The sequence below is a fragment of the Rhodococcus erythropolis R138 genome (assembly GCF_000696675.2).
Classification (GTDB): Bacteria; Actinomycetota; Actinomycetes; order Mycobacteriales; family Mycobacteriaceae; genus Rhodococcus_F; species Rhodococcus_F erythropolis.
Genome location: NZ_CP007255.1, coordinates 1709706 through 1736212 on the forward strand (window position 1 = coordinate 1709706; position 26507 = coordinate 1736212).

Annotated in this window: 28 protein-coding genes; 19 read left to right on the top strand and 9 right to left on the bottom strand. The window is 61.4% G+C overall.

Annotation, left to right across the window (positions count from 1 at the left end):
* Positions 1 to 41 precede the first annotated feature (41 nt).
* On the bottom strand, positions 42 to 1037 hold the full coding sequence (locus tag H351_RS08015) for an endonuclease/exonuclease/phosphatase family protein (protein ID WP_051636504.1): 996 nt from the start codon (positions 1035 to 1037) through the stop codon (positions 42 to 44).
* 67 nt (positions 1038 to 1104) lie between these two features.
* Positions 1105 to 2526 (bottom strand): short-chain fatty acyl-CoA regulator family protein, encoded by a 1422-nt coding sequence (locus H351_RS08020; RefSeq protein WP_029256235.1) that lies wholly within the window; start codon positions 2524 to 2526, stop codon positions 1105 to 1107.
* Between the two features lie 167 nt (positions 2527 to 2693).
* On the opposite strand from H351_RS08020, the gene prpD reads away from it, so the two are divergent.
* From prpD to H351_RS08050, 6 genes are all read left to right on the top strand, one after another.
* The gene (gene prpD / locus H351_RS08025; RefSeq protein ID WP_029256234.1) at positions 2694 to 4196 is read left to right on the top strand and encodes a 2-methylcitrate dehydratase PrpD; all 1503 of its coding nucleotides are present in this window, start codon (positions 2694 to 2696) and stop codon (positions 4194 to 4196) included.
* Positions 4196 to 5113, top strand: a complete 918-nt coding sequence (gene prpB / locus H351_RS08030) for a methylisocitrate lyase (RefSeq protein WP_029256233.1) — start codon at positions 4196 to 4198, stop codon at positions 5111 to 5113. Before prpD ends, prpB begins: the two co-directional genes overlap by 1 nt.
* Positions 5110 to 6231, top strand: coding sequence for a bifunctional 2-methylcitrate synthase/citrate synthase (locus H351_RS08035; RefSeq protein ID WP_020909098.1), 1122 nt, complete (start codon positions 5110 to 5112; stop codon positions 6229 to 6231). Before prpB ends, H351_RS08035 begins: the two co-directional genes overlap by 4 nt.
* 189 nt (positions 6232 to 6420) lie before the next feature.
* Positions 6421 to 7203, top strand: a complete 783-nt coding sequence (locus H351_RS08040) for an enoyl-CoA hydratase (RefSeq protein WP_029256232.1) — start codon at positions 6421 to 6423, stop codon at positions 7201 to 7203.
* 60 nt (positions 7204 to 7263) lie between these two features.
* On the top strand, positions 7264 to 8124 hold the full coding sequence (locus H351_RS08045; RefSeq protein ID WP_029256231.1) for an SDR family NAD(P)-dependent oxidoreductase: 861 nt from the start codon (positions 7264 to 7266) through the stop codon (positions 8122 to 8124).
* A gap of 10 nt (positions 8125 to 8134) precedes the next feature.
* Entirely contained in the window at positions 8135 to 8608 is a 474-nt protein-coding gene (locus tag H351_RS08050) for a MerR family transcriptional regulator (protein ID WP_029256230.1), read from the top strand.
* Positions 8609 to 8614: 6 nt separating this feature from the next.
* On the opposite strand, the gene H351_RS08055 is transcribed toward H351_RS08050, so the two are convergent.
* Entirely contained in the window at positions 8615 to 9127 is a 513-nt protein-coding gene (locus tag H351_RS08055) for a MarR family winged helix-turn-helix transcriptional regulator (RefSeq protein WP_029256229.1), read from the bottom strand.
* A gap of 95 nt (positions 9128 to 9222) precedes the next feature.
* Between H351_RS08055 and H351_RS08060 the strand changes: the two genes are divergently transcribed.
* Positions 9223 to 10191, top strand: coding sequence for an NAD(P)/FAD-dependent oxidoreductase (locus H351_RS08060; RefSeq protein ID WP_029256228.1), 969 nt, complete (start codon positions 9223 to 9225; stop codon positions 10189 to 10191).
* Here H351_RS08060 and H351_RS08065 read toward each other — a convergent pair.
* Both H351_RS08065 and H351_RS08070 read right to left on the bottom strand, forming a co-directional pair.
* Positions 10149 to 11069 carry a TIGR01777 family oxidoreductase gene (locus H351_RS08065; RefSeq protein WP_029256227.1) on the bottom strand — a complete coding sequence of 307 codons (921 nt, stop codon included), beginning with the start codon at positions 11067 to 11069 and terminating at the stop codon, positions 10149 to 10151. The two genes, H351_RS08060 and H351_RS08065, sit on opposite strands and share 43 nt — an antisense overlap.
* Positions 11066 to 11743: a TetR/AcrR family transcriptional regulator gene (locus tag H351_RS08070; protein WP_029256226.1), complete on the bottom strand. Its 678-nt coding sequence runs from the start codon at positions 11741 to 11743 to the stop codon at positions 11066 to 11068. Before H351_RS08070 ends, H351_RS08065 begins: the two co-directional genes overlap by 4 nt.
* Positions 11744 to 11885: 142 nt before the next feature.
* Between H351_RS08070 and H351_RS08075 the strand changes: the two genes are divergently transcribed.
* Complete coding sequence (locus H351_RS08075; RefSeq protein WP_029256225.1) at positions 11886 to 12290, top strand: EVE domain-containing protein; 405 nt, start codon at positions 11886 to 11888, stop codon at positions 12288 to 12290.
* Between the two features lie 12 nt (positions 12291 to 12302).
* A complete protein-coding gene (locus H351_RS08080; RefSeq protein WP_029256224.1) occupies positions 12303 to 12749 on the top strand; it encodes a MarR family winged helix-turn-helix transcriptional regulator in 447 nt (148 codons plus the stop codon).
* Positions 12750 to 12755: 6 nt separating this feature from the next.
* Here the strand turns inward: H351_RS08080 and H351_RS08085 are convergent, their stop codons facing one another.
* Entirely contained in the window at positions 12756 to 13409 is a 654-nt protein-coding gene (locus tag H351_RS08085) for a TetR/AcrR family transcriptional regulator (RefSeq protein ID WP_029256223.1), read from the bottom strand.
* Positions 13410 to 13502: 93 nt separating this feature from the next.
* Between H351_RS08085 and H351_RS08090 the strand changes: the two genes are divergently transcribed.
* From H351_RS08090 to H351_RS08130, 9 genes are all read left to right on the top strand, one after another.
* Positions 13503 to 13964: a MaoC family dehydratase gene (locus H351_RS08090; protein ID WP_020909091.1), complete on the top strand. Its 462-nt coding sequence runs from the start codon at positions 13503 to 13505 to the stop codon at positions 13962 to 13964.
* 28 nt (positions 13965 to 13992) lie between these two features.
* A complete protein-coding gene (locus tag H351_RS08095; protein ID WP_029256222.1) occupies positions 13993 to 15165 on the top strand; it encodes an acyl-CoA dehydrogenase family protein in 1173 nt (390 codons plus the stop codon).
* Between the two features lie 9 nt (positions 15166 to 15174).
* A complete protein-coding gene (locus H351_RS08100; protein ID WP_029256221.1) occupies positions 15175 to 16308 on the top strand; it encodes an acyl-CoA dehydrogenase family protein in 1134 nt (377 codons plus the stop codon).
* 131 nt (positions 16309 to 16439) lie between these two features.
* Positions 16440 to 18368 (top strand): molecular chaperone HtpG, encoded by a 1929-nt coding sequence (gene htpG / locus H351_RS08105; RefSeq protein WP_020909088.1) that lies wholly within the window; start codon positions 16440 to 16442, stop codon positions 18366 to 18368.
* 158 nt (positions 18369 to 18526) lie between these two features.
* Complete coding sequence (locus tag H351_RS08110) at positions 18527 to 19066, top strand: DinB family protein (protein ID WP_029256220.1); 540 nt, start codon at positions 18527 to 18529, stop codon at positions 19064 to 19066.
* A 92-nt stretch (positions 19067 to 19158) separates the two neighbouring features.
* Positions 19159 to 20739, top strand: a complete 1581-nt coding sequence (locus tag H351_RS08115) for an FAD-binding oxidoreductase (protein ID WP_024487438.1) — start codon at positions 19159 to 19161, stop codon at positions 20737 to 20739.
* A complete protein-coding gene (locus H351_RS08120; RefSeq protein WP_003940547.1) occupies positions 20736 to 21653 on the top strand; it encodes a diacylglycerol kinase in 918 nt (305 codons plus the stop codon). Before H351_RS08115 ends, H351_RS08120 begins: the two co-directional genes overlap by 4 nt.
* 46 nt (positions 21654 to 21699) lie before the next feature.
* Complete coding sequence (locus H351_RS08125; RefSeq protein ID WP_029256219.1) at positions 21700 to 22527, top strand: potassium channel family protein; 828 nt, start codon at positions 21700 to 21702, stop codon at positions 22525 to 22527.
* Between the two features lie 47 nt (positions 22528 to 22574).
* Positions 22575 to 23261: a TetR/AcrR family transcriptional regulator gene (locus tag H351_RS08130; RefSeq protein ID WP_021332017.1), complete on the top strand. Its 687-nt coding sequence runs from the start codon at positions 22575 to 22577 to the stop codon at positions 23259 to 23261.
* A gap of 6 nt (positions 23262 to 23267) precedes the next feature.
* Here the strand turns inward: H351_RS08130 and H351_RS08135 are convergent, their stop codons facing one another.
* Positions 23268 to 24452, bottom strand: a complete 1185-nt coding sequence (locus H351_RS08135) for a metallophosphoesterase (RefSeq protein WP_029256218.1) — start codon at positions 24450 to 24452, stop codon at positions 23268 to 23270.
* 123 nt (positions 24453 to 24575) lie between these two features.
* Here H351_RS08135 and H351_RS08140 point away from each other — a divergent pair, with 123 nt between their 5' ends.
* The gene (locus H351_RS08140; RefSeq protein ID WP_029256217.1) at positions 24576 to 25205 is read left to right on the top strand and encodes a GyrI-like domain-containing protein; all 630 of its coding nucleotides are present in this window, start codon (positions 24576 to 24578) and stop codon (positions 25203 to 25205) included.
* Positions 25206 to 25208: 3 nt separating this feature from the next.
* On the opposite strand, the gene H351_RS08145 is transcribed toward H351_RS08140, so the two are convergent.
* Positions 25209 to 25601: an RNA-binding S4 domain-containing protein gene (locus tag H351_RS08145; protein WP_029256216.1), complete on the bottom strand. Its 393-nt coding sequence runs from the start codon at positions 25599 to 25601 to the stop codon at positions 25209 to 25211.
* Between the two features lie 24 nt (positions 25602 to 25625).
* Positions 25626 to 26501 carry an oxygenase MpaB family protein gene (locus H351_RS08150; protein ID WP_029256215.1) on the bottom strand — a complete coding sequence of 292 codons (876 nt, stop codon included), beginning with the start codon at positions 26499 to 26501 and terminating at the stop codon, positions 25626 to 25628.
* Positions 26502 to 26507 lie beyond the last annotated feature (6 nt).

The window sequence follows — 26507 nt, forward strand, 5'->3', positions numbered from 1 at the left end:
GGCACAACCATGCCCCGGTGCTCGCTCAATCCAGGATTTAGTCAAGACAACGTGATGTCGGCAATCAGGCCGTGGTGATCGGATCCCTTGATCTCGATCCGTTCCAAGGATGTCGCCACGGCGCCTTTGGTGATTATGTGGTCGATACCGACCACCGCCGGATACCACTTGTCGGTCGGGTACGTCGGGATCAGGCCGGAACCCAATTGATCGGCGGCGCTGGTGTATCCGTTGCTGAGGAGATTCCGGAACTGTTTGTTCGAGTACGACGCATTGAAATCGCCGCTGACTATCACATTGTCCATCCCGGCGGCTTCGTCCATGTAAGACCCAAGCTTCTGCTGCTCGGCCGCCCACACCGAAGCCGGCGAGATGTATGCCGGTGCCGGATGCACGGCGAACAATGTGGCTGGCTGCGCCAAGCCGACATTCAGCTCTGCGGACAGCGTTTCGGGTGAGAACCCGTCGAGGCTACGTGGATTGGAGAGAGGAAAGCGACTGTAGATTCCGGCCCCGCCACCGCCGTCGGCGTAGGGGATCAGGAACTGGTGGCTCAGAACCTCTTCAAGCCCGGCGGCTTCGAGCGCCTCGACTTCCTGGTACGTCAACTCCTGGACCGTCACCACGTCGACGTTGCGTTCGCGGACCATCGCCACAAGCGACTCCGGATCCGCTGCACCGACCATCAAGTTGGCCTGCATCAACCGAATCGATGGACCGTTCGCAGACGTCGACTCCCCAGTTCCGCCGATGTACAGCGGGCTCACAGACCATCCGAACAGTGCAAGGACGACAAGGGACGCGGCACATACGATCCACTGACGCCCGATACCCGAGACGACGGCACCGATCAGCGGAGCAATCATCAACAAGGGTGCCACTGACGCCAGAACGATCACGATGTTGTGATCGACGTCCAGCTGAGTTGCGATCAAGGCAACCAAACCCGTCACGATTCCGGCCACACCAACCACGGCCGAAAGGCGGCGAAGAACCAGTCGACGAGGGGTCACGGTATCGGGTTGCATGACATCCATCGAAGCAGAAAGGCGCCGTAGCTCCGGGGAAGCGCAGGTGGAGTCGGTGCGCCCTATTGTTTGCGCCCTACTGTTGCGGATACGGCAGATGGCTGCTGCTGTTCTGACTGACGGAGATCGATCGGCCGAGTTGGGGGAAGGCGCGTTGAGAGCACGCTGGTCTGTCACAGACTTTGCATCCCGCGCCGATCGGCACGATGGTCGCGGGGTCGTCCGTCTGGATTCCGTGGGAGTAGACCATGCGATCCGCGTAGCCGATGTCGCAACCGAGTCCGACGGCGAAGTTCCGCTCGGGGGCGAGGTACCCGAGCCCGCCGCTGTGGGTAGTGCGCGCCACCCAGAGGTATGTCCGGCCGTCGGGCATCTTCGCGACCTGGGTGAGGATGCGCCCTGGGCTCGCGAACGCCTCGTGGATGACCCACAGCGGGCAACTGCCGCCGACTCTGGAGAAGTGAAAAGCGGTAGCGGACTGTCTCTTCGAGATGTTTCCGGCGCGATCGGTTCTGACGAAGAAGAAGGGAATGCCGCGCTGGCCGTGCCGTTGGAGTGTGGACAACCGGTGGCAGACGGTCTCGAAGCCGACCTCGAACTTGAGGCTCAGCAGATCGATGTCGTATCGCAAGGCCTCAGCGGATTCCAGGAATTGGGTGTACGGCAGTAGTAGCGCGCCGGCGAAGTAATGCGCGAGTCCGATGCGGGCGAGAGCTGCGGATTCGGCACTCAATGATTCATCGTCGGCGACAAGAGAATCGATCACGTCGGCTTGGGTGAAGAAGGCCAACTGCATCGCGATCTGGAACGCGCGTTGCCCTGCCGACAGACGACGAGCGAGGGTGAGTACCGACTTGTCCGGATCGTAGAAACGCTTGGGGCCGAGCTTGTCTGGTTCGTCGGTCCGGATCGTCACGGTGACGCCGTGCTGATCGCGAAGTAGTCGTGCCAGTTGCAAATCCACTGCGCCCACGGACAATCCGTTATCCACGAACATCTGCTCGGCAGCGTCGTCCAGAACGGCGATGTGATTCTTTCGGTCGTAGAAGAAGTCCCGAACTTCCTCGTAGGGCATGGGTACGAGCGACACATCAGATGCGGCCTCGCCGGACAGTTGCGTCGAGAACTGGTCCAACTGCTCTGTTGCGGCGTGCAAACGACGGTGCAACATCACGAGGGTGCGTCCGACCGCGGGCATTCGGGCCACCAATTCGTCTACCTCTGCCAGCGATACGTCCCCGGATTCCGAGGTTTCGGCCAAGGCGTGATGAACGTCAGCAACGAGGCGTGCGTCGGAATCGGAGGCGAAGAATTGCACGTCGAGATCGAACTCGGCGTTGAGCTTGAGAAGGACGGGGACCGTCAGCGGTCGTTGATCGTTCTCGAGTTGATTGACATAGCTGGGGGAGAGTTCGAGTGCCTTCGCCAGTGCGGACTGTGACAGGTTTCGTTCTTCCCGCAGTCGTCGCAGCCGCGCTCCCGCGTACATCTTCTTCATCGAATCTCCTCGGTGCCGATCGCGTTCACCCTACCGAGGAGCCATTCGCAACATTCGCAACATTGCAGGATCGTTATTGCATAAATAGGCAATTGCGAGGGCCTATCCCGAGGTGAATGAGCTGCGTAGCGTGCAAATAGATACCGAAGCACGTGAGAAGAGGATCGATGAAGACGCATCTCGTACGCACCCACCGCTCTGCCGAAGAGTTCCCCAAGGAAGACCACCTCGCGTGGAAGATCGCGGAAGTTGCGACGGATTCCGTCGAGGTCACCGACGCCACGTCCGACATGATCGTCAACCGGATCATCGACAACGCGGCAGTTGCCGCAGCTTCCCTGGTGCGCCGCCCCGTAGTGAATGCGCGTGCACAGGCGCAGTCTCATCCGTACACACCCGGTTCCACCGTGTTCGGTATCTCGGGTACCTTCTCGCCTGAATGGGCCGCATGGGCAAACGGCGTAGCGGTTCGTGAACTCGATTTCCACGACACGTTCCTGGCCGCCGAGTACTCGCACCCCGGTGACAACATCCCGCCGATCCTTGCCGTCGCTCAGCACGCCGGGCGTGACGGCAAAGACCTGATTCGTGGTCTGGCGACTGGCTACGAGATCCAGATCGACCTGGTTCGGGCTATCTGCCTGCACGAGCACAAGATCGATCACGTCGCACACCTCGGCCCTTCGGCCGCGGCAGGTATCGGAACCTTGCTCGGCCTGGGCACCGAGACGGTCTACCAGGCAATCGGTCAGGCGCTGCACCTCACGACGGCTACACGGCAGTCCCGCAAGGGCGAGATCTCCAGCTGGAAGGCCTACGCGCCGGCGCTGGCCGGCAAGGTTGCCGTCGAGGCAGTCGACCGTGCGATGCGCGGTGAAGGTGCGCCGTCACCGATCTGGGAAGGCGAAGACGGCGTGATCGCCTGGCTGCTCGGTGGCCCGGACAAGGAGTACCACGTTCCGCTTCCGGGTTCTGGTGAGGCGAAGCGCGCCATCCTCGACTCGTACACCAAGGAACACTCCGCGGAGTACCAGAGCCAGGCACCGATCGACCTCGCTCGCCGGATGCGTTCTCGCGTCGGTGATCTCGACCAGATCGCCTCGATCGTCTTGCATACCAGTCACCACACCCACGTCGTCATCGGCACCGGTTCCGGCGATCCGCAGAAGTTCGACCCCACCGCATCGCGTGAAACTCTCGACCACTCGGTGATGTACATCTTTGCCGTTGCGCTGCAGGACGGTACGTGGCACCACGAGCATTCCTACGCGCCAGAGCGTGCACAGCGCCCCGACACGATCGAGCTGTGGAACAAGATCTCCACGCGCGAAGATCCCGAATGGACACGCCGTTACCACTCGACGGATCCGGACGAGAAGGCTTTCGGTGCTCGCGCCGAGATCACCTTGAAGAGCGGCGAGGTCATCGTCGACGAGCTTGCGGTGGCTGATGCGCACCCGCTCGGCGCACGTCCGTTCGCTCGCGATCAGTACGTCGCGAAGTTCCGCACCCTCGCCGAGGGCGTCATCGAGCCGAGCGAACAGGACCGCTTCCTCGACGCGGCACAGCGCACCGCCGAATTGAAGGCAGGCGAACTCGATCAGCTGACCTTCACCGTTTCCGAAGACGTTCTCGCTCGGGCCCCCAAGGTCGCCAAGGGACTCTTCTGATGACGGGCCTCATTGCCGCATCGACGTCTGCAGCCGACAAGCGGATTGCCTTCCGGGCCGGGCTGACGTCCGGAAAGATTCAACGACTCCCCGGTGCGATCAATCCGTTGACAGCCAAGCTCATTCAGGAAATCGGGTTCGAAGGTGTCTACGTTTCGGGTGGTGCGTATTCCGCCGGATTGGCGCTTCCCGACATCGGGCTGACCACGTTGACCGAGGTCGCCGCCCACAGCAAGCAGATCGCGCGGGTCACCGACCTCCCGACGCTGATCGATGCCGACACCGGTTTCGGTGAACCCATGAGTGCTGCCCGCACGGTCACGGTCTTCGAGGACGACGGTATAGCCGGTCTGCACCTGGAGGATCAGATCAACCCCAAGCGCTGTGGGCACCTCGACGGCAAAGCGATCGTGCCTACCCAAGACATGGTTCGCCGAGTTCGTGCTGCAGTCTCGGCACGTCGTGACCCGAACTTCGTCATCTGCGCGCGCACCGATGCTGCCGGAATCGACGGTATCGACGCAGCGATCGAGCGAGCAAAGGCCTACGCGGATGCCGGCGCTGATTTGATCTTCACAGAGGCTCTTGCCACCGAGGCCGACTTCGAGAAGTTCCGCGCAGCAGTCGACACTCCGTTGCTCGCCAACATGACCGAGTTCGGAAAGTCGAACCTCATTTCGGCGAAGACATTGGAAGAGATCGGTTTCAACGCCGTCATCTACCCCGTGACCACCCTTCGTCTGGCGATGTTCGCTATCGAAAAGGGTCTGCGCGAGATTTTTGCGGAGGGCACGCAAGAAGGACTGCTCGGCGAGATGCAGCAGCGCAGCAGGTTGTACGAGATTCTCGAGTACGAGCGTTACAACGAATTCGACAGTGGCATTTTCAATTTCAGCGTGGAGGGGAGTAGGATATGACCGAACAGATTCCGACGATCTACAAGGGCTTGGCCGGGGTTGTCGTCGACACGACGGCTATCTCCAAGGTAGTGCCCGAGACGAATTCGTTGACGTATCGCGGTTACGCAGTGCAGGACCTCGCCGCGAATTGTAGCTTCGAAGAAGTTGCGCACCTGCTGTGGTACGGCGAACTGCCGACACCCGAGCAGCTCGAATTGCTCTGTCTGCGTGAGCGTGCGGCTCGCCGTGCCGATCGATCACTGCTCTCGCTCCTGACCAAGATGCCGGACAACTGCCACCCCATGGATGTGGTCCGTACGGCGATCAGCTACCTCGGCGCCGAGGATCCGGCGGAGGACGACAACTCGGAGAAGGCCAATCTGGCCAAGGCACTGCGGATGACGGCTGTGCTTCCGACCATCGTCGCAGCCGATTTCCGCCGCCGGCGCGGCCAGGATCCCATCGCGCCGCAGTCGGACCTGGGTTTCGCCGAAAACTTCTTGAACATGTGCTTCGGTGCTGTTCCGGAGCCGGCGATCGTAAAGGCCTTCGAGGTCTCGCTGATCCTGTATGCGGAGCACTCCTTCAACGCCTCGACGTTTGCCGCTCGTGTTGTGACGTCCACACTTTCGGACATCTACAGCGCAGTGACGGCTGCGATCGGCACGCTCAAGGGCCCGTTGCACGGCGGTGCAAACGAAGCTGTCATGCACGACATGCTCGAGATCGACGACCCCGACCGCGCAGAAGCCTGGATGTCGGAGAAATTGGCTGCCAAAGAGAAGGTCATGGGCTTCGGGCACCGTGTCTACAAGAACGGTGATTCGCGTGTTCCGACCATGAAGCAGGCGCTCCTCGACGTAGCGGCAGCGACGGACGGCGAGAAGTGGGTGCAGATGTACGAGATCCTCGAGAAGACGATGGTCAGTGCCACCGGAATCAAGCCGAATCTCGATTTCCCCACGGGCCCTGCGTATTTCCTTATGGGCTTCGACGTCGAGATGTTCACGCCGATCTTCGTGATGAGCCGCATCACCGGATGGACGGCGCACATCATCGAGCAGGGGCAGTCGAATGCACTGATCAGGCCGCTGAGTCAGTACTCCGGTGTGCCGCAGCGGACCGTTGTGGCATAACGCTTTCAACAATCGTGGCATGACACCCCACTAATGCTGCGTCGGCGAGGTTCGGTTCTGGCATCACCGTCTCCTGGCCTCGTCGACGCTTCTCCGTTCGCACTATCTGCAACTTCGCACCGAATATTCGCAAAGATACTCGAGTGCAATGTGTTTCGTTTGTTCCTTGCCGGTAATAGCGTCAGTGTCATGACTGAAACGCACGAAGACATCTCGATCATTCGTCATGGCGACACGCTTGACGTCGTGTTCAACCGGCCGGAAAAACACAACGCATTGACTCCTCAGATGTACGACGCCATTGCCGGAGCCTGCCGAAGCGCCGACTCCGACCGCGAGATCCGGTTACTCACTCTCCGCGGGGCGGGGGGAGAGGCGTTCTCGGCGGGTTCCGACATAGGCCATTTTCAGACCTTCTCGAGTTTTCACGACGGGCTCGACTACGAAAGTCGGTTCGTCGGCGTGCTGACCGAACTCGAGAAAGTGCGGGTTCCCACGCTGGCGGTCATCGACGGTGTGTGCGCGGGAGCCGGGCTGTTGTTAGCGGCAGCGTGCGATGTGCGGATCGCGACGCACGGGTCCCGCTTCTGCCTTCCGATCGCGCGCACGCTCGGAAACTCGTTGTCGGTCCATTCCGTGGCGTTGCTGGCGGACAGGATCGGCAGTTCGCGTCTGATGTCGTTGGTCGCTCGGGCGGGGGTCATGTCGAGCGACGAGGCTCTGCGGAACGGCTTCCTCAGCGACTGTGCAACAGAGACCGAGTTCGCGAGCCTGACTGCCCAGGTATCGCGGGAACTCCTTGCGGCTGCCCCGATGACCGTGTGGACGATTCGAGAATCCCTGCGCCGCATCAGGACCCGATCGATCACCGACAACGATGATCTGATGCGCATGATCTACAGCAGTGACGACTTCAAAGCCGGTGTCGACGGTTTCCTTCGCGGCGAGCGACCGGTTTGGGCCGGCGTGTAGCTCGGCTGTAGAACCAAAGGCTTGCGTTGGAGCGCGCTCTAACCCCTAGCGTTGCCGACCATGACAACAAAAACCTGGATCATCACTGGAGTTTCTCAGGGTTTCGGCCGCGAGCTTGCAGTGTCCGCACTTCGAACCGGGGACGCGGTAGTCGCGGCAGTTCGTAGGCCCGAGTCCGTTGCAGATATCGCGTCGGAGCATCCGGATCGGTTCTCGGCGGTGACGTTCGACGTCCGCGACACCGCGGCGGCACCCAGCGTCGTCGAACACGCTCTCGAGCATTTCGGTCGTGTCGACGTGCTGGTCAACAATGCCGGTCGCGGGATGGTCGGCGCGGCGGAGATGGTGGACGATTCGACCTTGCGGGATCTCATGGAACTGCACCTGATCGGACCCGCCGCGTTGGTGCGCGCCGTCCTCCCTTCGATGCGAGCGCAGGGAAGTGGGACGATCGTGCAGATGAGCAGTCAAGGCGGCCGCATGTCGTTTCCCGGCGTCGGGGCGTATTCGGCGTCCAAATTCGCGATTGAAGGCTGGTCGGAGGCCCTTGCCGGTGAGGTCGGGCAGTTCGGCATCCGGGTCATGATCGTCGAGCCCAGCCGATTCCGCACAGCATTCAACACACCTGGCGTTCTGAGCTTCGCCGAATCATCCTCGGACTATCGTGATTTGCTCGATCCTGTTCTGCGGGACATGGCGGCGGCAGACGGTGTTCAGGAGGGTGATCCGGAGAAGGCAGCAGAGATCATCACCTCGCTGGTGCACAGCGAGAATGTGCCACTGCGTCTGCCGCTGGGAAAGGAAGCCGTGGAGCGGATATCCGCGTCGTATCGGAAGAATCTCGCCGAGGTATCCGTCTGGGCTGATCTGGCTCGCAGCGCCGATTTCGCGGATGCTGCCGGACCTGTCCGCCCGTTCTAGGCTGGGAGTCATGGCTACCGAAGACTTGATGCGCAAGGCACTCGAGGCACTTGGGGAAGTGGACGGGCCTATGTCGATCGAGGTGATCCATCGACTCGTCGATACAGGGGATGTTCAGGACCCGATGTCGATCGCCGAAGTGTCAGACCTTCTGGATGTTTCGGCGCATACCCTGCGCTACTACGAGAAGATCGGCCTGGTCACGGTCGATCGTGATTCGAGCGGACATCGTGTGTACGGGCCGGAATCTATTCGCAGGCTGGTGTTTCTGACCCGCATGCGTATCTCAGGCATGGCGATTCGCGACCTGCAGCACTACGTCGAACTGGTCGACGCCGGTGAAGGGACAGTTCCGGAGAGGCTCGACATGCTGCTCGAGCACCGGGACACCGTTCGTCGGCAGATCAAGGAGCTCACGTTGTCTTTGGCTGCGACGGAGTACAAGATTGCGACGTACGGCGGGCGGACCGGAGAGCAGGAGTAGCGCGGGCTACTTCTTGTCCTGCGTTCGATCCAGCCCGCCTTCCATGGATAGCGCCAACTGCTCGAGTGCCGCGAGAATTTTTCCGCGGTCCCGTCCGAGTTCGGTGAATAATTCACCGTGAGCGGCGAGTTCGCGAGGAAAGACGTCATCGACGACAGCGTTTCCCTGGATCGTCATCGTGATCAGTGCAGATCGCCTGTCTTCGGGATTGCTCGTGCGGGAGACAAGGCCTCGCTTCTCCAATCGTGCGAGTGCCTTGCTGACTCCGGCCCGAGACATGCCGAGGCGTTCGGCGAGACGAATCGCGGTGACCGGTTCCTCGGCGTATCGAAGTGGCACAAGCAGTTCGACTTCCGAAACGGTGAGGTCCGCGGATCGGTACACCGGTTCGACGGCGAGTTCGAGAAGCGCCGTGATCCGCTTGAGTTGCGCGACAACTTCCATTGGCGACGTGTCGAGGTCAGGATTGTTTTCGGCCCAAAGGTTGCACGTACGGGAGCGGAGTGTTGGTTCGTTCACGATTCCTCAGTTTTGTTAACTGGTAAACAAATTTGCTAGATTGCCAGAATAGCTCACCGTCTGGGGTGGGACGAACTGCGGGACTGGGGGAGTGCATGAGGTTCGATGTGGTGATTGTCGGTGGCGGTGCGGCGGGGTTGAGTGCCGCGCTTGTTCTGGCTCGGGCTCGGCGGCGAGTGATGATCGTCGATGCTGGTAACCCGCGCAATGGTGTCTCCGAGCACCTGCACGGGTACCTGACGCGGGACGGTGAGAGTCCGACGCAATTACTTGCGGCCGGACGCAAGGAGGTTCTCGAGTACGGCGGCGAAGCGACGACTGGCACCGCAATCGGAATCGAGCGAACGGACGACGGTGGATTTCTTGTGCAAACCGACGCGACTGCGTCGCTGGAGGCACGGACTGTTCTGGTGGCGACGGGGTTACGTGACGAGCTGCCGAACATCGCTGGGCTGCAGGATCGCTGGGGAGTCGACGTTTTGCATTGTCCCTACTGCCACGGGTACGAGGTTCGTGATACGCCGATCGGTGTACTCGGGGGTGACAACAGGCCGTTTACCATTCATCAGGCGTCGTTGGTGCGCCAATGGTCGGACGATGTTGTCTTCTTTCCGAATCGCATCGAGCTGACCGGCACCGAGCGGGAGCGGCTGACTGTGAGGGGGATTCGCATCGTCGAAGGCGACGTGGCCGGGGTCTCGGTGGCAGACGGTCGATTGGACGGCGTCGAGTTGGCCTCCGGTCAGGTTGTTCCGCGGAGTGTGGTGTTTGTCGGTCCACGGTTTGTTCCACGCGACGCTTTGCTGACTGACCTGGGATGTGAAGCTGACGAAAATGGTTGGGTGGTAACTGATCCTGCGGGAAGTACCAGCATGCCTGGTGTATGGGCCGCTGGGAACGTGTCGGACTCGCCTGCACAGTTGATCACCGCCGCCGCCGCTGGGTCGAAGGCTGCAATTGCACTGAATCACTATCTGCTCGAGCAGGATATCGTGCGAGCGGTCGCGACTGCGACCGAACTTCAGCCGACTGTCACCGGAAGCAGCCCTCGCGGGGTCTCCTGAGCGATCTGTTCCAGCGCAGACTCCAACGTCGGAAATTGATACTGGAAGCCGCTGTCCGCGAGCACCCCTGGTGAAACCCAGCGACTCTTCGTCACCAGTTCAGCCTCGGTGCGGATGATTCGTGCGCCGAACTCGAGCATCCAGCCCGGCGTCGGAAACCCGTATTGTCGGCCAAGTTTCGCTCGTACCATCCGCATCATGTCGGTGTTGGTTACCGGATAAGGGGATGCGATATTGACCGGGCCTGAGATCTGCGGATGCTCGTAGATGTGGATGACCGAGCGAACGACATCGGAAATGTGTATCCAGCTGAACATTTGTCGTCCGTCGCCCATTCTTCCGCCGAAACCCATTCGGGCCAGGTTCACGAAGGGGTTGATTGCTCCGCCGCCGGCGCCGAGAACGATCGACATTCGTAACGCGACTTTGCGAACGGGGATTGGGGCTGAGAACAATTCGTGTTCCCACGCCCGCGCGACCGCGACGGAGAATCCCTTACCCAGCTCTCCGTTCTTCTCGTCCATGGGTCGATCCCGCGCGTCTCGGTAGATCGTGCCGGTACTGGCATTCGCCCAGAGCGAGGGTGGCTGCGGCGTACGGGCCAGTGCGCGACCCAACAGTGCGGTCGTTTCCACGCGGGAGGAGAAGATTTCGTCGGCATTGCGCTTGTTGTATCGGCAGCTCACAGAGCGTCCGGAGAGGTTGACCAGCAGATCCGCGGCGCTGAGTACGTCGGCGACACCTTGCTCGTCGGACCACGAGGCATCGCTCGTTCCTCCGCGGCCGATCGTCCGAATCTCGACCCCGTTCGATTCGAGCGCTCGAAGGAGAGATTGCCCTATGTAACCCGACGCCCCACATACAACGACAGTCTTCATGATTTTTTGTTCCGCTCTGGAGAAACGACTTTGGTCATCAGGGCGGCGACGTCGCCGACCAGGCCGCGGGCCACTGGTAGCCGCGCGAGGGTGAGCGCTTTGGCGATGATCGGGACCAAGCCGTCGACCAGGGATCGGGTACGAGTTTGCCCCGGAGACGAGTCGGTGACCCAGTGCAGCGTCACGCCCAGATAGCTGAGCCACAAGAGTGTTGGGAGCTGGGTCTCCAAGGACGCCGGCGTCTTCTGCTTCGACGCCGCCAGTGCTTCGCGCATCAATTCGACGGCCATCGATCTCGCATCACTCGACTCGGCCGAGAACGGGCTGGACGGCGATTCGGTGGGCAGGGCGACGTGCAGAAACGCGCTACCGAACCCGTGATAGGGCCCCATGACATCGAGTCCGGTGTGCAGAACGATCGCGAGATTTTCCGCGAGTGAGCCACCTTTGCGTAGGAGTGGGAGCGCACGCTCTCGGTGATCACGTTGGATGACGAGATACAGCTCGTGAACCAGTTCGTCTTTGCTGGCGAAGTAGTAGTAGGCATTCCCGAGGGAGACACCTGCCTCAGTCGCGATCTTGCGCATGGTCGTCGCTGCGAAGCCTTCGTCGCGGAAGAGCCGCAAAGCTGTTTCCACCAGCTTTTCCCTGGTTTCGATCCCGCGACTGCTCATGGGCTCCCCTTCTTTGAACGTGTTCAAGTTCAGCGTACCTGAAGTTGAACACGTTCAAGAGTTGATCTGTTGCGAGGAAGATAATAAGCGCGCATACTAAATTCATGATTGAACTTGCGATCGGTTCGCCAGGTGGTCGGCGATGAACGCCTGGTTAGGGGTTGTCTCGGCCGAACATGTGCGTCGCGCAGTGGATCTTGGGATCGCGCAGATCGGGCACGGGAAGAGGTCCGGATTGGCGCGGATGAAGGCGGGCGATGTGCTTGTCTACTATTCGCCGGTCGAGTCCATTGGTGATCGAGATCCGTTGCGCGAGTTCACAGCCCTCGGTGTGATCGAAGAGGGTGAGATCTGGCAGGCGGACGAGGGGTGCTTCAAGCCGTTTCGGCGTCGAGTGCGATACGAGCCGTTCACGCCCGTTCCTCTCGGCGACGTACGGAGTCGATTGGCATTGACCTCGACACCGAATTGGGGGTATCAGCTCCGCCGAGGCTTGATTCCGTTGGATGGCAACGACGTCGAGATTCTGCGCTCGGCAACGAGCTGACACACTGACGCTGTGGCGAAGAAACTGGAAACCGACTTCGAGGATGCTGGCGACAGTCCGGGTCTGATGTTGTGGCGTGTCACCAATGCTTGGCAGGCTTCGATTCGCGCGGCGCTGCGGCCTTTCGACCTGACTCACGTGCAGTTCGTTCTGCTCGCCGCACTGACGTGGCTGGACGCGGAAACACCGATAACTCAACGCGATCTTGCCGAGTATGCGCGCACTGATCCGATGATGACGTCACAGGTGATACGGACCCTCGAATCCAAGAAATTAGTCGAACGACGTCCACACCCGACGGACGCTCGGGCACGCTCGGTGGTGGTGACCCAGGCGGGTGCGGCCCTGGCAGGCAAGGCAAATCGTGCGGTCGAAGCATCGGATCGGGAATTCTTTGCCGCTCTCGGGGATCGTCAGGCGGCCTTTGTTGCGATGCTCGGCGTGCTTGACCGAAAGTAGCAACCCTCAGTTTTCAAGGGATAACTCTGAAGTGGTCTGCAGCAGTGCATATTTGGCTTCCAGCCCGTCCAGCAGGGATTCCAGCGCGAGTTCGAAACTGGCGCCGTCGATTTCCGTAGCACGCTCGCGCAACAGATGTGCTCGCGTGAGGTGCGGGTAACGCTCGGCGTAGATCGCCGGATCGTCTACGAATCCGCCGGAGAACGTCGCTGTCGCAGCACCCATGACCACGTACTTGACGGAAGCGCCGATCAGCGTTGCCGTGCGCTGCGGCCATCCGGCCCGCACCAGGCCGCCGTGGATGGCGTTGGCGCGGTCAAGGGCGATGGGCCTGACGCTCGGACCGTAGGCCAAGTAGGGAACGATATTGGGATGCTTGCCCAGGGCGGCGTGGTAGGACCGCGCCCACGTGCACAGCGCACCGCGCCAATCGTCAGAGTCGAAGCCGCTCACGTCGACGGACTCCATGATGACGTTCGCGACGTCGTCGAGTAGCTCGTCCTTGTTGGCGTAATGGCTGTACAGCGATGGTGCTTGCACGCCGAGAACGGTGGCGAGTTTGCGCATCGAGAAGTCGGTCAAACCGTGCTCGTCGACCAGTTTCAGGGCGGTGTCCCTGATGATCGGCTTGCTCAGTAGTGGAATCCGCGGTCGCGCCATCGCACACCCTTTCGTGTGAAAGTACTGGACAACCTTACACCGTGAGTTTATTATCCAATTAACCTAACAGTGTTCGGGAACGTGGAGGATCAGATGACGCGGGTGTTCGAGAACAAGGCCGATCTCCTGGGGGCGGTCGGTGAAACGCTGGGCTCGAGCGAGTGGGTCGAGGTCACCCGCGAGATGGTCCATCAATTTGCCGACGCGACCGGTGACCATCAGTGGATTCACGTCGACGACGAAAGGGCAAAGCGTGAATCACCTTTCGGCGGTCCGATTGCCCACGGGTATCTGACTCTCTCGCTCCTGCCGCTTCTGTCGAAGTCCGTGTACCGCATCGACGGGGCGAAGATGGTCATCAACTACGGGTCCGACAAGGTTCGATTCCCGAGTCCCGTGCCGGTTGGAGCCAAGGTTCGAAACACTGCAGTGCTCTCCGCGATCGAAGAGTTGCCGAACGGTTCGCTGCAGAGTCAGATCACCAACACAGTCGAGATCGAAGGCGTGGACAAGCCAGCCGTTGTTGCGCAGACCGTCGCACGAATCTTGTTCTGAAATCCTGCCAGAAGAAAGCAGACTCCATATGAATCTCGAATTGACCGCTGAGGAAGTTGCGTTCCGCGAGGAGATGCGAAAGTTCTTCACCACCGAATTCTCGCCCGAACTTCGTGCACGTGCAGCGGGATTCGGAAAGCTGACGCGTGCAGACATCGTTGCGGGCCAACAGATTCTGAACGCACACGGACTGGCGGTTCCGCACTGGCCGGTCGAATGGGGTGGCAAGGACTGGACTCCGGTACAGCGCCACATCTATTCCGAGGAAATGCAGTTGGCGTCGGTACCCAACCCGTTGCCGTTCAACGTGAGCATGGTTGGGCCCGTTATCGCAGCCTTCGGCTCGCAGGAGCAGAAGGAAAAGTTTCTCCCGGCGACGGCCAACGCCGATATCTGGTGGTGCCAGGGTTTTTCGGAACCAGAAGCAGGCTCGGATCTCGCTTCACTCAAGACGGCCGCTGTCCGTGACGGCGCGGATTACATCGTCAACGGTCAGAAGACGTGGACTACTCTCGCGCAGCACGCCGAGTGGATCTTCTGTCTGGTTCGGACAGATGCCAGTGCCCAGAAGCGTCAGGCAGGAATTTCGTTCCTGCTCATCGATTTGGCGACTCCCGGCATCACGATTCGTCCCATCAAACTGATCGACGGCAGCGTCGAGGTCAACGAGGTGTTCTTCGACAACGTCCGTGTTCCTGCGGAAAATCTTGTCGGCGAGGAGAACAAGGGCTGGGACTACGCCAAGTTCCTGCTCGGCAACGAACGCACGGGGGTCACACGGGTCGGGTTCTCCAAAACCCTTGTCGCCACGGCAAAAGAGAAGGCGCGGGAGGTTCGCGTCGGAATCGGCACCCTCCTCGAGGATCCGTTGTTCGCGGCTCGGTTGGCCGAGTTGGAAAACGAATTGCTTGCACTGGATTTGACTCAACTGCGAGTTGTGGCGAGTTCGGCAGACGGAAAGCCGAATCCGGCATCCTCGCTGCTCAAGCTCCGCGGCTCCGAATTGCAGCAGGCGGCAACGGAATTGCTGATGGATGTCGCCGGACCGGACTCTCTGCCGGTAGATATCGCCGACATCGACTCGCCGGAGTGGGCGCAGCAGGCGGCGCCGCGCTACTTGAACTACCGGAAGGTTTCCATCTACAGCGGATCAAGTGAGGTGCAGCGCTCCATCATTGCCTCCTCGATCCTCGGATTGTGAGCATCTGACATGAATTTCGAACTCGACGACGAACAGACGATGCTTCGCGACACAACGCGCGAATTACTCAGCCACAGCTACGACGCGGAGAAGCGCAACGCCACCTCGGCCACTGACGAGGGATGGAATGCCTCGGTGTGGAAGCAGTTCGCCGAGCTCGGGCTGCTCGGCCTGCCATTCGCGGAGGCCGATGGCGGGATGGGCGCTGGGCCGGTCGAGACCATGGTGGTGATGACCGAACTGGGCCGCGCGCTTGCACCCGAGCCGTATTTGGGTGGTGTTCTGATCCCCGGTGGGTTGATTGCTGCGATCGGTTCGGCAGATCAGCGGGCGCGACTCCTGCCGGCGCTCAGCGACGGGACCACTTTGTCGGCCTTTGCCCATACGGAACCTGGCACGCGCTGGCCGGTCGCCACTGTCACGACCACTGCATCGCAGGAGGGATCGGGGTGGACGATCACCGGCGTCAAGAACCCGGTTCTGCAGGGCGACAGCGCGCACGTCGTGATCGTCAGTGCCACACTTCCAGGCGGCGGCACCGGGCTCTTCCTGGTGGATGCGGAAGGCTCGGGTGTCACACGGAGCACGTACGCCACCCACGACGGCCGTCGCGGCGCGCAGTTCACGTTCACCGATGCCGCGGCCGAACAACTTGGTGAGGGCGGCGATGTCACGGCGGCGATCGTTGACGCAGAGGTCCGGGCGCAGGCAGCTCTGTGCGCCGAGGCGATCGGCATCATGACCGAGGCGCTGCGACTGACGACGGATTACCTGAAGCAGCGCAAGCAGTTCGGTGTTCCGCTCGCGAAGTTCCAGACGCTGACTCATCGTGCGGCCGACATGTACGTGGCGCTCGAACTGGCGAGCAGCATGAGTCTGTACGCGACCATGGCCATCGCCGACGGAGTGATCGATCCGACCATCGCGTCGCGAGCGAAGCTGGCTGTCGGTCGTGCCGCGCATCAGATCGGTCAGGAAGCAATTCAAATGCACGGTGGTATCGGTATGACAGCCGAGTATCCGGTCGGGCACTACGTCTCGCGGCTGGTGGCCATCGAACACACTTTGGGCGCATCGGACGATCACCTCAGGGTGCTGGCCGGCGGCGTCTCGAACTATTCGATGGTTGACGTCACCGAGTAGATCGGTGGGTGAAGATAACGGGAGGTCATGCGCAGGTCGCGTGGCCTCCCTTGTCTGTGCGGGGGCCGGCCCGCGGTATTCGAGGTCGAGTAAAATCCCTGTGATCAGTCCGAGAAGAGAAAGGGATCGAAGTGACCGCGCATACCGAGCAGCTCGAGTTCCAAGCAGAAACACGTCAGCTGCTGGATCTGATGGTTCATTCAATCTATACGAACAAGGACAGCTTCCTTCGTGAGTTGATCTCCAACGCTTCGGACGCGCTGGACAAACTCCGCCTCGAGTCGTACCAGGACAAAGACCTCAACGTCGACGTCTCCGATCTGCATATCGAGATCGACATCGACAAGGCGGCACGCACCCTGACCATCCGCGACAACGGCATCGGAATGTCGCGTGACGAGGTCGTCGACCTGATCGGCACGCTCGCCAAGTCCGGCACCGCCGAGGTGCGTCGTAAGCTCAAGGAAGCCAAGGATGCAGCGGCATCGGAAGAACTGATCGGTCAGTTCGGCATCGGCTTCTACTCCACGTTCATGGTGGCGGACAAGGTCACGCTGCTGACCCGCCGCGCCGGTGAAGACCACGCGACGCGCTGGGAGTCGACCGGCGAAGGCACGTACACGCTCGAGCATGTGAACGAGGCGCCGCAGGGCAGCTCCGTGACCCTGCACCTGATGCCCGAGGATTCCGAGAACGGCCTGCACGACTACACGTCGGAATGGAAGATCAAGGAACTGGTCAAGAAGTACTCCGACTTCATCGCGTGGCCCATCCGCATGGATGTCGCTCGGACGTCGACGCCAGCCGAGGGCGAAGAGCCCGAGGTCACCATCGAGACCGAGACGATCAACTCGATGAAGGCACTGTGGACTCGCTCCAAGGACGAGGTGTCCGAGGACGAGTACAAGGAGTTCTACAAGCACGTCAGCCACGCCTGGGACGAGCCTCTCGAGGTCATCCCGATGAAGGCCGAAGGTACTTTCGAATACCAAGCGCTGCTGTTCATTCCGTCGACGGCGCCGTTCGATCTGTTCATGCGTGAGCGCAAGGCCGGCATCCACCTCTACGTCAAGCGCGTCTTCATCATGGACGACTGCGAAGAGTTGGTGCCCGATTACCTGCGCTTCGTCAAGGGCGTGGTCGACGCACAAGACCTCTCGCTCAACGTCTCTCGTGAAATTCTGCAGCAGGACCGGCAGATCGCTGCCATCCGTCGTCGTCTGACCAAGAAGGTCCTCTCGACCATCAAGGACATGAAGGCGAACGAGCCCGAGAAGTACTCGACCTTCTGGACCGAGTTCGGACGCGCGCTCAAGGAAGGCCTGATGGCCGATGCCGACAACCGCAAGACGCTGCTCGACATCTCTTCGTTTGCCTCGACCAACAGCGAAGAGGGCGTGACCACTCTCGCCGAGTACGTGGAGCGCATGAAGGACGGCCAGGAACAGATCTACTTCATGACGGGCGAATCCCGTCACCTCATCGAAAGCTCCCCGCACATGGAGGCTTTCAAGGCCAAGGGCCTCGAGGTTCTGGTTCTCACCGACCCGGTGGACGAGATGTGGGTCGACGCTGTCTCGGACTTCGACGGCAAGACCTTCCAGTCGATCGCCAAGGGCGAGGTCGACCTCGACACCGAGGACGAGAAGAAGGCGGCCGAGGCCGAGCGCGAAGAGAAGGAGAAGGAATTCGGCGAGCTGCTGACGTGGCTGACCGAAACCCTGTCCGACGACATCAAGGAAACGCGTCTCTCGACGCGACTGACCACCTCGGCTGCCTGCATCGTCGGCGACGCGTTCAGCATGTCTCCGACGCTCGAGAAGATGTACAAGGCTTCGGGTCAGCCTGTTCCGCACAGCAAGCGCATCCTCGAGCTCAACCCGGAGCACCCGCTTGTCTCGGGTCTTCGGGAGGCGCAGGCCGCCAACGACAATGCGGAGAACCTGACTGAGACGGCTCAGTTGCTCTACGGCATGGCGTTGCTTGCCGAGGGCGGCGAGCTGAGCGACCCGGCGCACTTCACGCGCCTGCTGGCCGATCGTTTGGCCCGCACAGTCTGATCTGGTCCTAGCTGGCTCGAACTCCCGGCACTCACCCTCATTGGTGAGTGCCGGGAGTTTTTTCTTTGATCGTTTTCTAATGAGGACCGTTTCTGTCCGCAATGACTTCTAACGTAGTTCTCACAGGGCAAAGAACCCACGAGCGAAGGAAAAACATCATGAACGCACCGACCACCACCGTCACCGGCGAGCGCGCGGATCTCCTCCAGAGCCTGCGTCAACATCGTGAATTCCTTCTCTTCACGGTCAAGGACCTCACCGACGAGCAGGCTGCTTCGAGGCCGACCGTGAGCGAACTGTGCCTAGGCGGATTGATCAAGCATGTGGGTCAGGCGGAGAAGGGTTGGGTCGACTTCATTCTGGAAGGCCCGGCCGGACTTGGCGGGGACTTCGACCCGACCCAGTGGTCGGAAGAGATGCAACAGGAACGGGCGAACGAATTTGCCATGGTCGAGGGTGAAACCTTGGCAAGCATCGTTTCCGAGTACGAAGGGATCGCGGCCAGGACCGACCAGTTGGTGGCCTCGCTGGACAGCCTCGACATCTCTCATCCACTTCCGAGCGCTCCGTGGTTCGAAGCCGGCGCTCGCTGGTCAGCGCGGCGCGCATTGCTGCACATCATCGCCGAGACGGCCCAGCATGCGGGCCACGCAGACATGCTTCGTGAAGCCATCAACGGCTCGAAGACGATGGGTTGATCGACAGCTCGATCAACCGGGATGTTTACACATCACACAAATATGTAACACTAGTGTCTATGAGCACCGAAAAGTCTGCCTTGCAACCGCCGATGCAGTGGGACGCCTGGGGCGATCCGGCCAAGAAGCGTGAACTGTCGGACGCAGTCACATCATTGTTGACCGGATTTCTCGGTGTGTCCGCACCGACTCGCTCGCGCCTCGCCATCGAAGACGTTCAGGTGACTCCGTCCGCCCTGGCTCAGTCGCACGTCGAGGCGCTGGCTGGGCTGGTCGGGGCCGAGTACGTCAGCACCGAGGATTCGGATCGAATCCTTCGGGCCGGTGGCAAGAGCACCCCGGATCTGCTTCGCCGTCGTAGCGCCGAGCCGCAGGACGCACCGGACGCAGTCGTCACTCCAGGGACAGACGCAGAGGTCGAGCAGGTTCTCCGATACTGCTCTGCCAACCGGATCGCAGTGGTCCCGTTCGGTGGTGGCACCAGCGTCGTCGGCGGGCTCGATCCCATTCGTGACGGGTTCGACGCAGTTCTATCTCTCGATCTGCGCAGGTTCGATCAGCTCGTCGGGTTGGACGAGGAATCGGGCATTGCGACGTTCGGCGGCGGAACCACCGGCCCACGGGCCGAGGAGCTTCTGCGTGAGCACGGTTTCTCGGTCGGGCACTTCCCGCAGAGCTTCCTGTTCGCCACTCTGGGCGGGTTTGCCGCCACCCGGTCTTCGGGGCAGGCGTCGGCTGGATACGGACGCTTCGAGGACATGGTCCAGGGCCTCACCGTTGTCACCCCGAGCGGTGTGGTCGAGACCGGGCGTGCGCCGGCCTCTGCCGCAGGCCCCGATCTGGGTGAGCTTTTTGTCGGCTCCGAGGGGACATTCGGCGTCATCACGCACGTGCGTGTCCGGGTTCACCGCCTGCCCGAGACCACCGTGCGCGAAGGGTGGAGCTTCCCCGACTTCGCCACCGGCGCAGCAGCATTGCGTGAGCTGGTCCAGGAAGGATCGGCTCCGACCGTACTGCGATTGTCCGACGAGGCCGAGAGCGGCGTGAATCTGGCGACCACCGACAAGATCGGCGAGAACGCCTTCACCGGTGGTTGCCTCGGCATCACCACCTACGAGGGCACCGCTTCGCACACCGCTGAACGGATGGCGGAGGCCCGAGCAATTCTCACCGCTCACGGTGGGACTTCGCTCGGTGAGGAGCCCGGAAACAGTTGGGAACACGGGCGATTCGATGCGCCGTATCTGCGTGACGCTCTTCTCGACGTCGGCGCACTGTGTGAAACCCTCGAGACAGCAACCACCTGGGGTAACCTCGCGAACCTGCGCTCCTCGGTCACCGAAGCGCTGACCAAGGCTCTCGTCGAGCAGGGGACTCAGCCGCTCGTCATGTGCCACATTTCTCACACGTACAAGACCGGTGCTTCGCTGTACTTCACAGTAGTCAGCGCGCAGACCGAGGATCCGATCGCTCAGTGGCACAAGGCGAAAACTGCCGCTGGCGATGCGATCATCGCCGCCGGTGGCACGATCACCCATCATCACGCAGTCGGAGCTGACCATCGCCCGTGGATGAAGGACGAGATCGGCGAATTGGGCGCGAATATCCTTCGCGCAGTGAAGAATGCAGTTGACCCCGCCGGCATCCTCAATCCTGGAAAGCTGATTCCGTGACCGAAACCCGCAGTCAGATCGAGAAGGTTACCGTCCTGATCAATCCGATGGCGGGACATGGTCACGCGCCTGCGGCCGGACGCAAAGGTGTTGCGCGACTGCGTGCTCGGGGAGTTGCCGTCACCGAGATTATCGGAACCGATGCCGACGACGCCAAGAAGTTGGCGCGTCGTGCGATCGAGGAGGGTACCGACGCGCTGGTGGTGGTCGGCGGTGACGGTGCCATCAGCATCGGATTGCAGGCTGCCGCGTTGACCGATACTCCTATCGGACTCATCCCGGCGGGCACCGGTAACGATCACGCCCGTGAGTTCGGCATTCCCACAGGCGATCCCGAGGCAGCCGCCGATGTGATCGCCGACGGCGTCGTGCAGCAGTCCGACCTGGCGAAGATCACGCTTGCCGACGGTTCCGTCGTCTGGTCGGGAACGATCATCGCGAGCGGATTCGATTCGCTGGTCAGTGAACGGGCCAATCGGATGTCGTGGCCCAAGGGACCGATGCGCTACAACTTGGCGATGCTCGCCGAGTTGGCGAAGATGAAGCCGCTGCCGTACCGGATCGAACTCGACGACGAGGTCATCACGGTGGACGCGACGCTCGTGGCTGTCGGCAACGGCCGCTCGTACGGTGGCGGCATGCTCATCACTCCGGGCGCGTCGAAGTCTGATGGGTTGCTGGATCTGACCGTCGTCGGGCACGGTTCGAGGTTGCGTCTGGTGCGCCTGTTTCCGCGGGTGTACAAGGGAACTCACGTCTCCTTGGATGCGGTACAGACGTATCGGTCGAAGAAGGTCCGGTTGGTCTCCGAGGGCATCATCGCCTACGCGGACGGCGATCGGGTGGGGCCGTTGCCCATCACGATCGAGGCAGTTCCCATGGCGCTCAACATCTTGACGCACACTCGGATCTGAGTTGGTTCTGCCGGTCACGCGGTAGCAGTGGTGTAAGACTTCTCGGATGAACGAATCGAGGAAGTCGGTGCACCGCCGCACTGCGTGGACGTCGGAGCGGTGGCAGCTCACCACCGACATCCCCTTGACCGCTGCGGCCTGCCTGTTCTTGGTGGCGTACGCGTACCAAGTCCTGGCGCAACCGACTGGCTTCCCGCATCGCCTGACCGAATGGATCATGTGGGCCGCGTGGTTCGTATTTGCCGTCGACTACGCAGTTCGCCTGTGGTTGGCTCCTGCACGCGGTCGCTGGTTCGTCAGGCATCTCTTGGATTTGGCGATGGTGGTGCTACCCATGCTGCGTCCCTTGCGCCTCCTTCGATTGGTCACCCTGCTTGCAATAGTCCACCGCTCGAGCGGGCAAAGCTTGCGTGGACGAGTGGTTGTTTACGCCACCGGGGCTACGGCCTTGCTGATCGGTGTCGCGGCACTGGCCATGCTCGACGCCGAGCGGCACGCTGAGGGCGCCGCCATCACGTCGTACGGGACGGCGTTGTGGTGGGCGATGGAGACGGTTACGACCGTCGGTTACGGAGACATGGCTCCTGTCACTACAACCGGGCGCCTGATCGCCGGAGCGTTGATGATCGGCGGAATTGCATTGCTGGGCATCGTGACTGCCACACTCGCTTCCTGGTTGGTCGAGCGAGTGGCGGAACAGGACGAGGCAGGGCAGGCCGCGACGCGTAAGCAGGTGGCAGATCTGTCCGTGGAGGTCCGAGCTTTGGCCACCCGCACGCACCGAGTCGATCTCGCGTCCGTCGATACCGATTCGCTGCGTCGCGAACTGGCGTCGAGGGGAGTCGTGGCGCAGCATGCACCTTCGGACAATTGACCCGCAGTACAGAAAACAATAGAACGATGGTCTGATAATCTTGCGTGATGGTGGCGACCCATGGATTCCAGCGCGCGCGCAGGCCCGAGCAGATCGAAGCACGTCGGTGCGCGATTCTCGACGCAGCTCGCGCGATGCTCGGGTCCAAGCCAGTCGCAGACATCAGTCTGCGTGAGCTCAGTGAGAGCGTCGGCCTCGCGAAGTCGAACGTGCTCCGGTACTTCGACAGTCGCGAGGCCATCTTTCTCGAAGTGCTCGACGAGAACTGGGTAGCGTGGCTGGACGGGTTGTCCGAGTCGTTGACTCCGACCAGTGACGACTCACCGTTTGCCGCTGAAATTCATGTGGCATCCGCGGTTGCGGAATCGCTTGTCTCACAGCGGTTGCTGTGCGAGTTGATGAGCGTCATGGCCGGTGTCCTCGAAAGAAACATCTCCGTCGACTTCGCCCGTGACTTCAAGAAGCGGGCGACGGTCAACTCGGGAAGGTTTGCGTCGCTGGTTCATTCGCAACTGCCCCATCTCTCGGAGGGCGACGCCGCTCAATTCGCCAAGGTAACCCTGGTGATCGTTGCCGGCTTGTGGCCGACTGCCGAGCCGACGGAATCCATGGTCGTCGTACTGAACGAGATGCAGGCGCCCCCAGCCTCCGACATGTTCGCAGTCGGCCTGCGTGAAGGTCTGATCAACCAGCTCGTCGGGTTGTCGGCGCGAGCGGCAACCCGAACGAGCTGAGAACGATCAGGCGCTGTGCAGCGTCAGAACGGTTATCTCGCTCGGTGCGAACACCCTGAAGGGCGGACCCCAGAATCCGGTTCCCCGGCTGGTGTACAGCTGCGTACGTTCTCCGTGCCTGGTAAGCCCGTGCACCGACGGTTGATCGAGTTTCACCAGAAAGTTGAAGGGCCAGATCTGTCCGCCGTGGGTATGACCGGCGAGCTGCAGATCCACTCCCGCGGAAGCGGACTGAGTAACCTGCTTCGGTTGGTGGGCGAGCATCAGGATCGGCAATTCGGGGTCGGAGCCGGCCAGGGCCATGTCGAAGTTCGCGCCGTGTCCGTCGAGTTTCGATCCCAACGCTGTCGCATCGTCGACTCCGGCGATGACCAGTCTGTCTCCGCCCTTGGTGACGACGAGGTGGCGGTTGTGCAGCGCGTCCCAGCCGATCGAGGTCATGTAGTCGAGCCACTCCTGAGCCTCGTGGAAGTACTCGTGATTGCCGGTCACGTAGACGCGAGCGAGCCCGGCTTCGACCGATGCGAGGGGGGTCGCTTGGCCGAGGCGCTGCTCTACCGTTCCGTCGGCGATGTCACCGACGTGGGCCACGATGTCGGCGTCGAGATCGTTGACTGCCGCGATGACGCGCTCGGACCACTTCTCGCGATTGATCGGCCCGAAGTGAGTGTCGGTGATCGCGACTACCCGAAGTTTGTCCATCCCCGCACCAAGGCGGGGGATGGTGACGTCGACCTGCTTGATCCGTGGCAGTCTCATGGCTTCCCGGTAGCCCCAGATCAGCAGAAGGGCCGAGATGATCAGTGCGGCAACGGCGACAATTCTCGATCGAAGCGGGTCATCCACGCCGCCGACGAGCAGTCCGAGCCTCAGAACTTCGCCGAGCAGGGTCCACACGAACACGACCCAGATGATTCCGAGGAGGGCGTCGCCGATCAGGCGAACTGGATCGCGGTCGGTGTGTCCGTGGCTGAGCACCATACTGGCAGGCAGGGCGATCAAGAGGGTGGCAAACAGAACGGTGCCGAAAACTGCCACCGCCGTCGGCCAGTCCGGCCGGATGAACAAGCTCCACCACGGGTACACGAACAACAGAGCCAAGATCGACGCGACAATCGCGGATATGGCAACGATCCGCAACGGTCTGCGGCGCGGAACTCGAGCGACGTCGGTCGCCTGGGGTGTAGTCACCCCGTCCAGAGTAAAGGTCCACTGGTCTATTAACAAGGGGACAGTGGTCCGCTATCGGGATGTCGGTGTTCTCGGATAGGTTTCCGAACGTTGAAACTCGGCCAGTGATCAGGTGGGTGGCGCATGGAGAAGTACGACGTCAAGAAGGCATACAAGGATCTCTACTCGCCTGGGCGCCGCGATTTTGCCCTCGTGACCGTTCCCCGCTTCGGCTACTTCGGCGTCGACGGTCACGGCGACCCCAACACTGCCACCGAGTACTCCGAGGCGCTCGAAGCGCTGTATTCGGTGTCCTACTCGGCAAAATTCGCGAGCAAGAAGGAATTGGATCGCGACTTCGTCGTTGGCCCGCTGGAAGGGTTGTGGCGGGCAGATGACCCCGAGGTGTTCGTGACACGGGACAAGGCGTCGTGGGATTGGACGATGATGATCTCGCAACCGGAGTGGATCACGGCGGCCGAACTGTCTGCGGCGATTGCAGCAGTCCGAGCCAAAGCCGTCCGGGCCAAGAAGAACGTGGCCGCTCTGGACAAGGTCAGGTTCCTCGAATTGGAGGAGGGCCTGTCCGTCCAGATTCTTCACGTCGGCTCGTACGACGACGAAGCTCCCACCCTGGACCGGCTGCACAACACGTTCATCCCGTCGAACGGCCTGAGCTTCAACGGCGATCATCACGAGATCTATCTCAGCGACGCTCGCCGTACACCGCCCGAGAAACTGAAGACGGTTCTGCGTCAGCCTGTTTCGAGGTAGCGATTACGGCTCGAGGCCGCGCAACTTCTCGAGGTCGCGTCGCTCGCGTTTGGTCGGTCTGCCGGCGCCGCGATCACGTCGCGGAATGGACGCAATCAGTTCGGGCGGTGGTGGGGGCGGCGAATTGTCCTGCAGGCAATCGGCGGCCAGCACCGCGCTGACTCGCTTCGTGATCGGCTTGACCACGACGACAATGCGTTCGATGCCGGATACACGCACCCGCACCTCGTCGCCGGCTTTCACCTGCTGAGCCGCCTTTGCCGACGTTCCATTGACCCGAACGTGTCCCGATCGGCAGGCCGTCGCCGCCTGCGAGCGTGTCTTGAACAGCCGAACCGCCCACGTCCAGCTGTCCACGCGGACACTGATCGCGTCGGAGGGGAGTTGGGCTGGCACGCACTCCAGCCTACCGACGAGTGCTCACAGACCCTGCGCGCGGATGCCCGAGTAGGCGCGCGGTGCATACCGCAGTCGTAGCGGCAGCAGATGCCAGACCCGATCTGTCAATGTCAGGAAGCGGGCGAACCAGAAGTACATCCGTTCGTCGCGCGGAGTCCATTCCCATTCAAGGGTCATGCGTGCCTTCTCCGGCATCAGTGCCTTGCCGATCCAGTTCGCCACGGCCATCGTGGGGCGAGAGCTAAGACGCCACAGCCATGTCGGAACCTTCGGAGCCGGTGCGATGTCGTGCTCGGCGATGTGTGTCGACCACTTCGTGGTGTGGGTGTTGATCAACTGGTTGTCGAGCATGTCTTCCCAGTACATGCGGAAGCTGGCGTAGTCGTCGAAAGCCGGCCGATCGGTGAGTCCGTAACAGCGCCACCAGGTTACGGCCTCACGGACAAGTTGGTCCTTCTGCTCCTGCGTGAACTTCTTGTACGCGAATCGCTCGTTGAAATCGAGAATCACCTCGAAGAACGTGACGTGTGTCCACCAGAAAGTGTCAGGAGCGAGGGCGTGGTAGCGCCCGCCGGTTTCGTCGATTCCTTTGAGATCGGTGTGGAAGTTGCGAACGAGCGTGCCTGTGCCCTCTTCGGTCCGGTCGTACACGACGCCGTAGATGGGCGGCAGGGAGCGGAACAGGCGGTCGAGCGGGTTGTCGAAGAAATTCGAATGATCTTGCAGCGCTCCGCTTACCGCGGGGTGCATGTTCTGCAGGGTGCCTGCGCGTCCGAGGTACAGCAGGCCGCGAACGTCGCCGAAGTGTGTCCATGTCAGGGAGCCGGGGCCGATCGGATCGGCTCGTAGTTCTCGAGGCTTGGGTTGACGAGTGCCGGTGTCCGCATCGCTGCTCATCTGGGT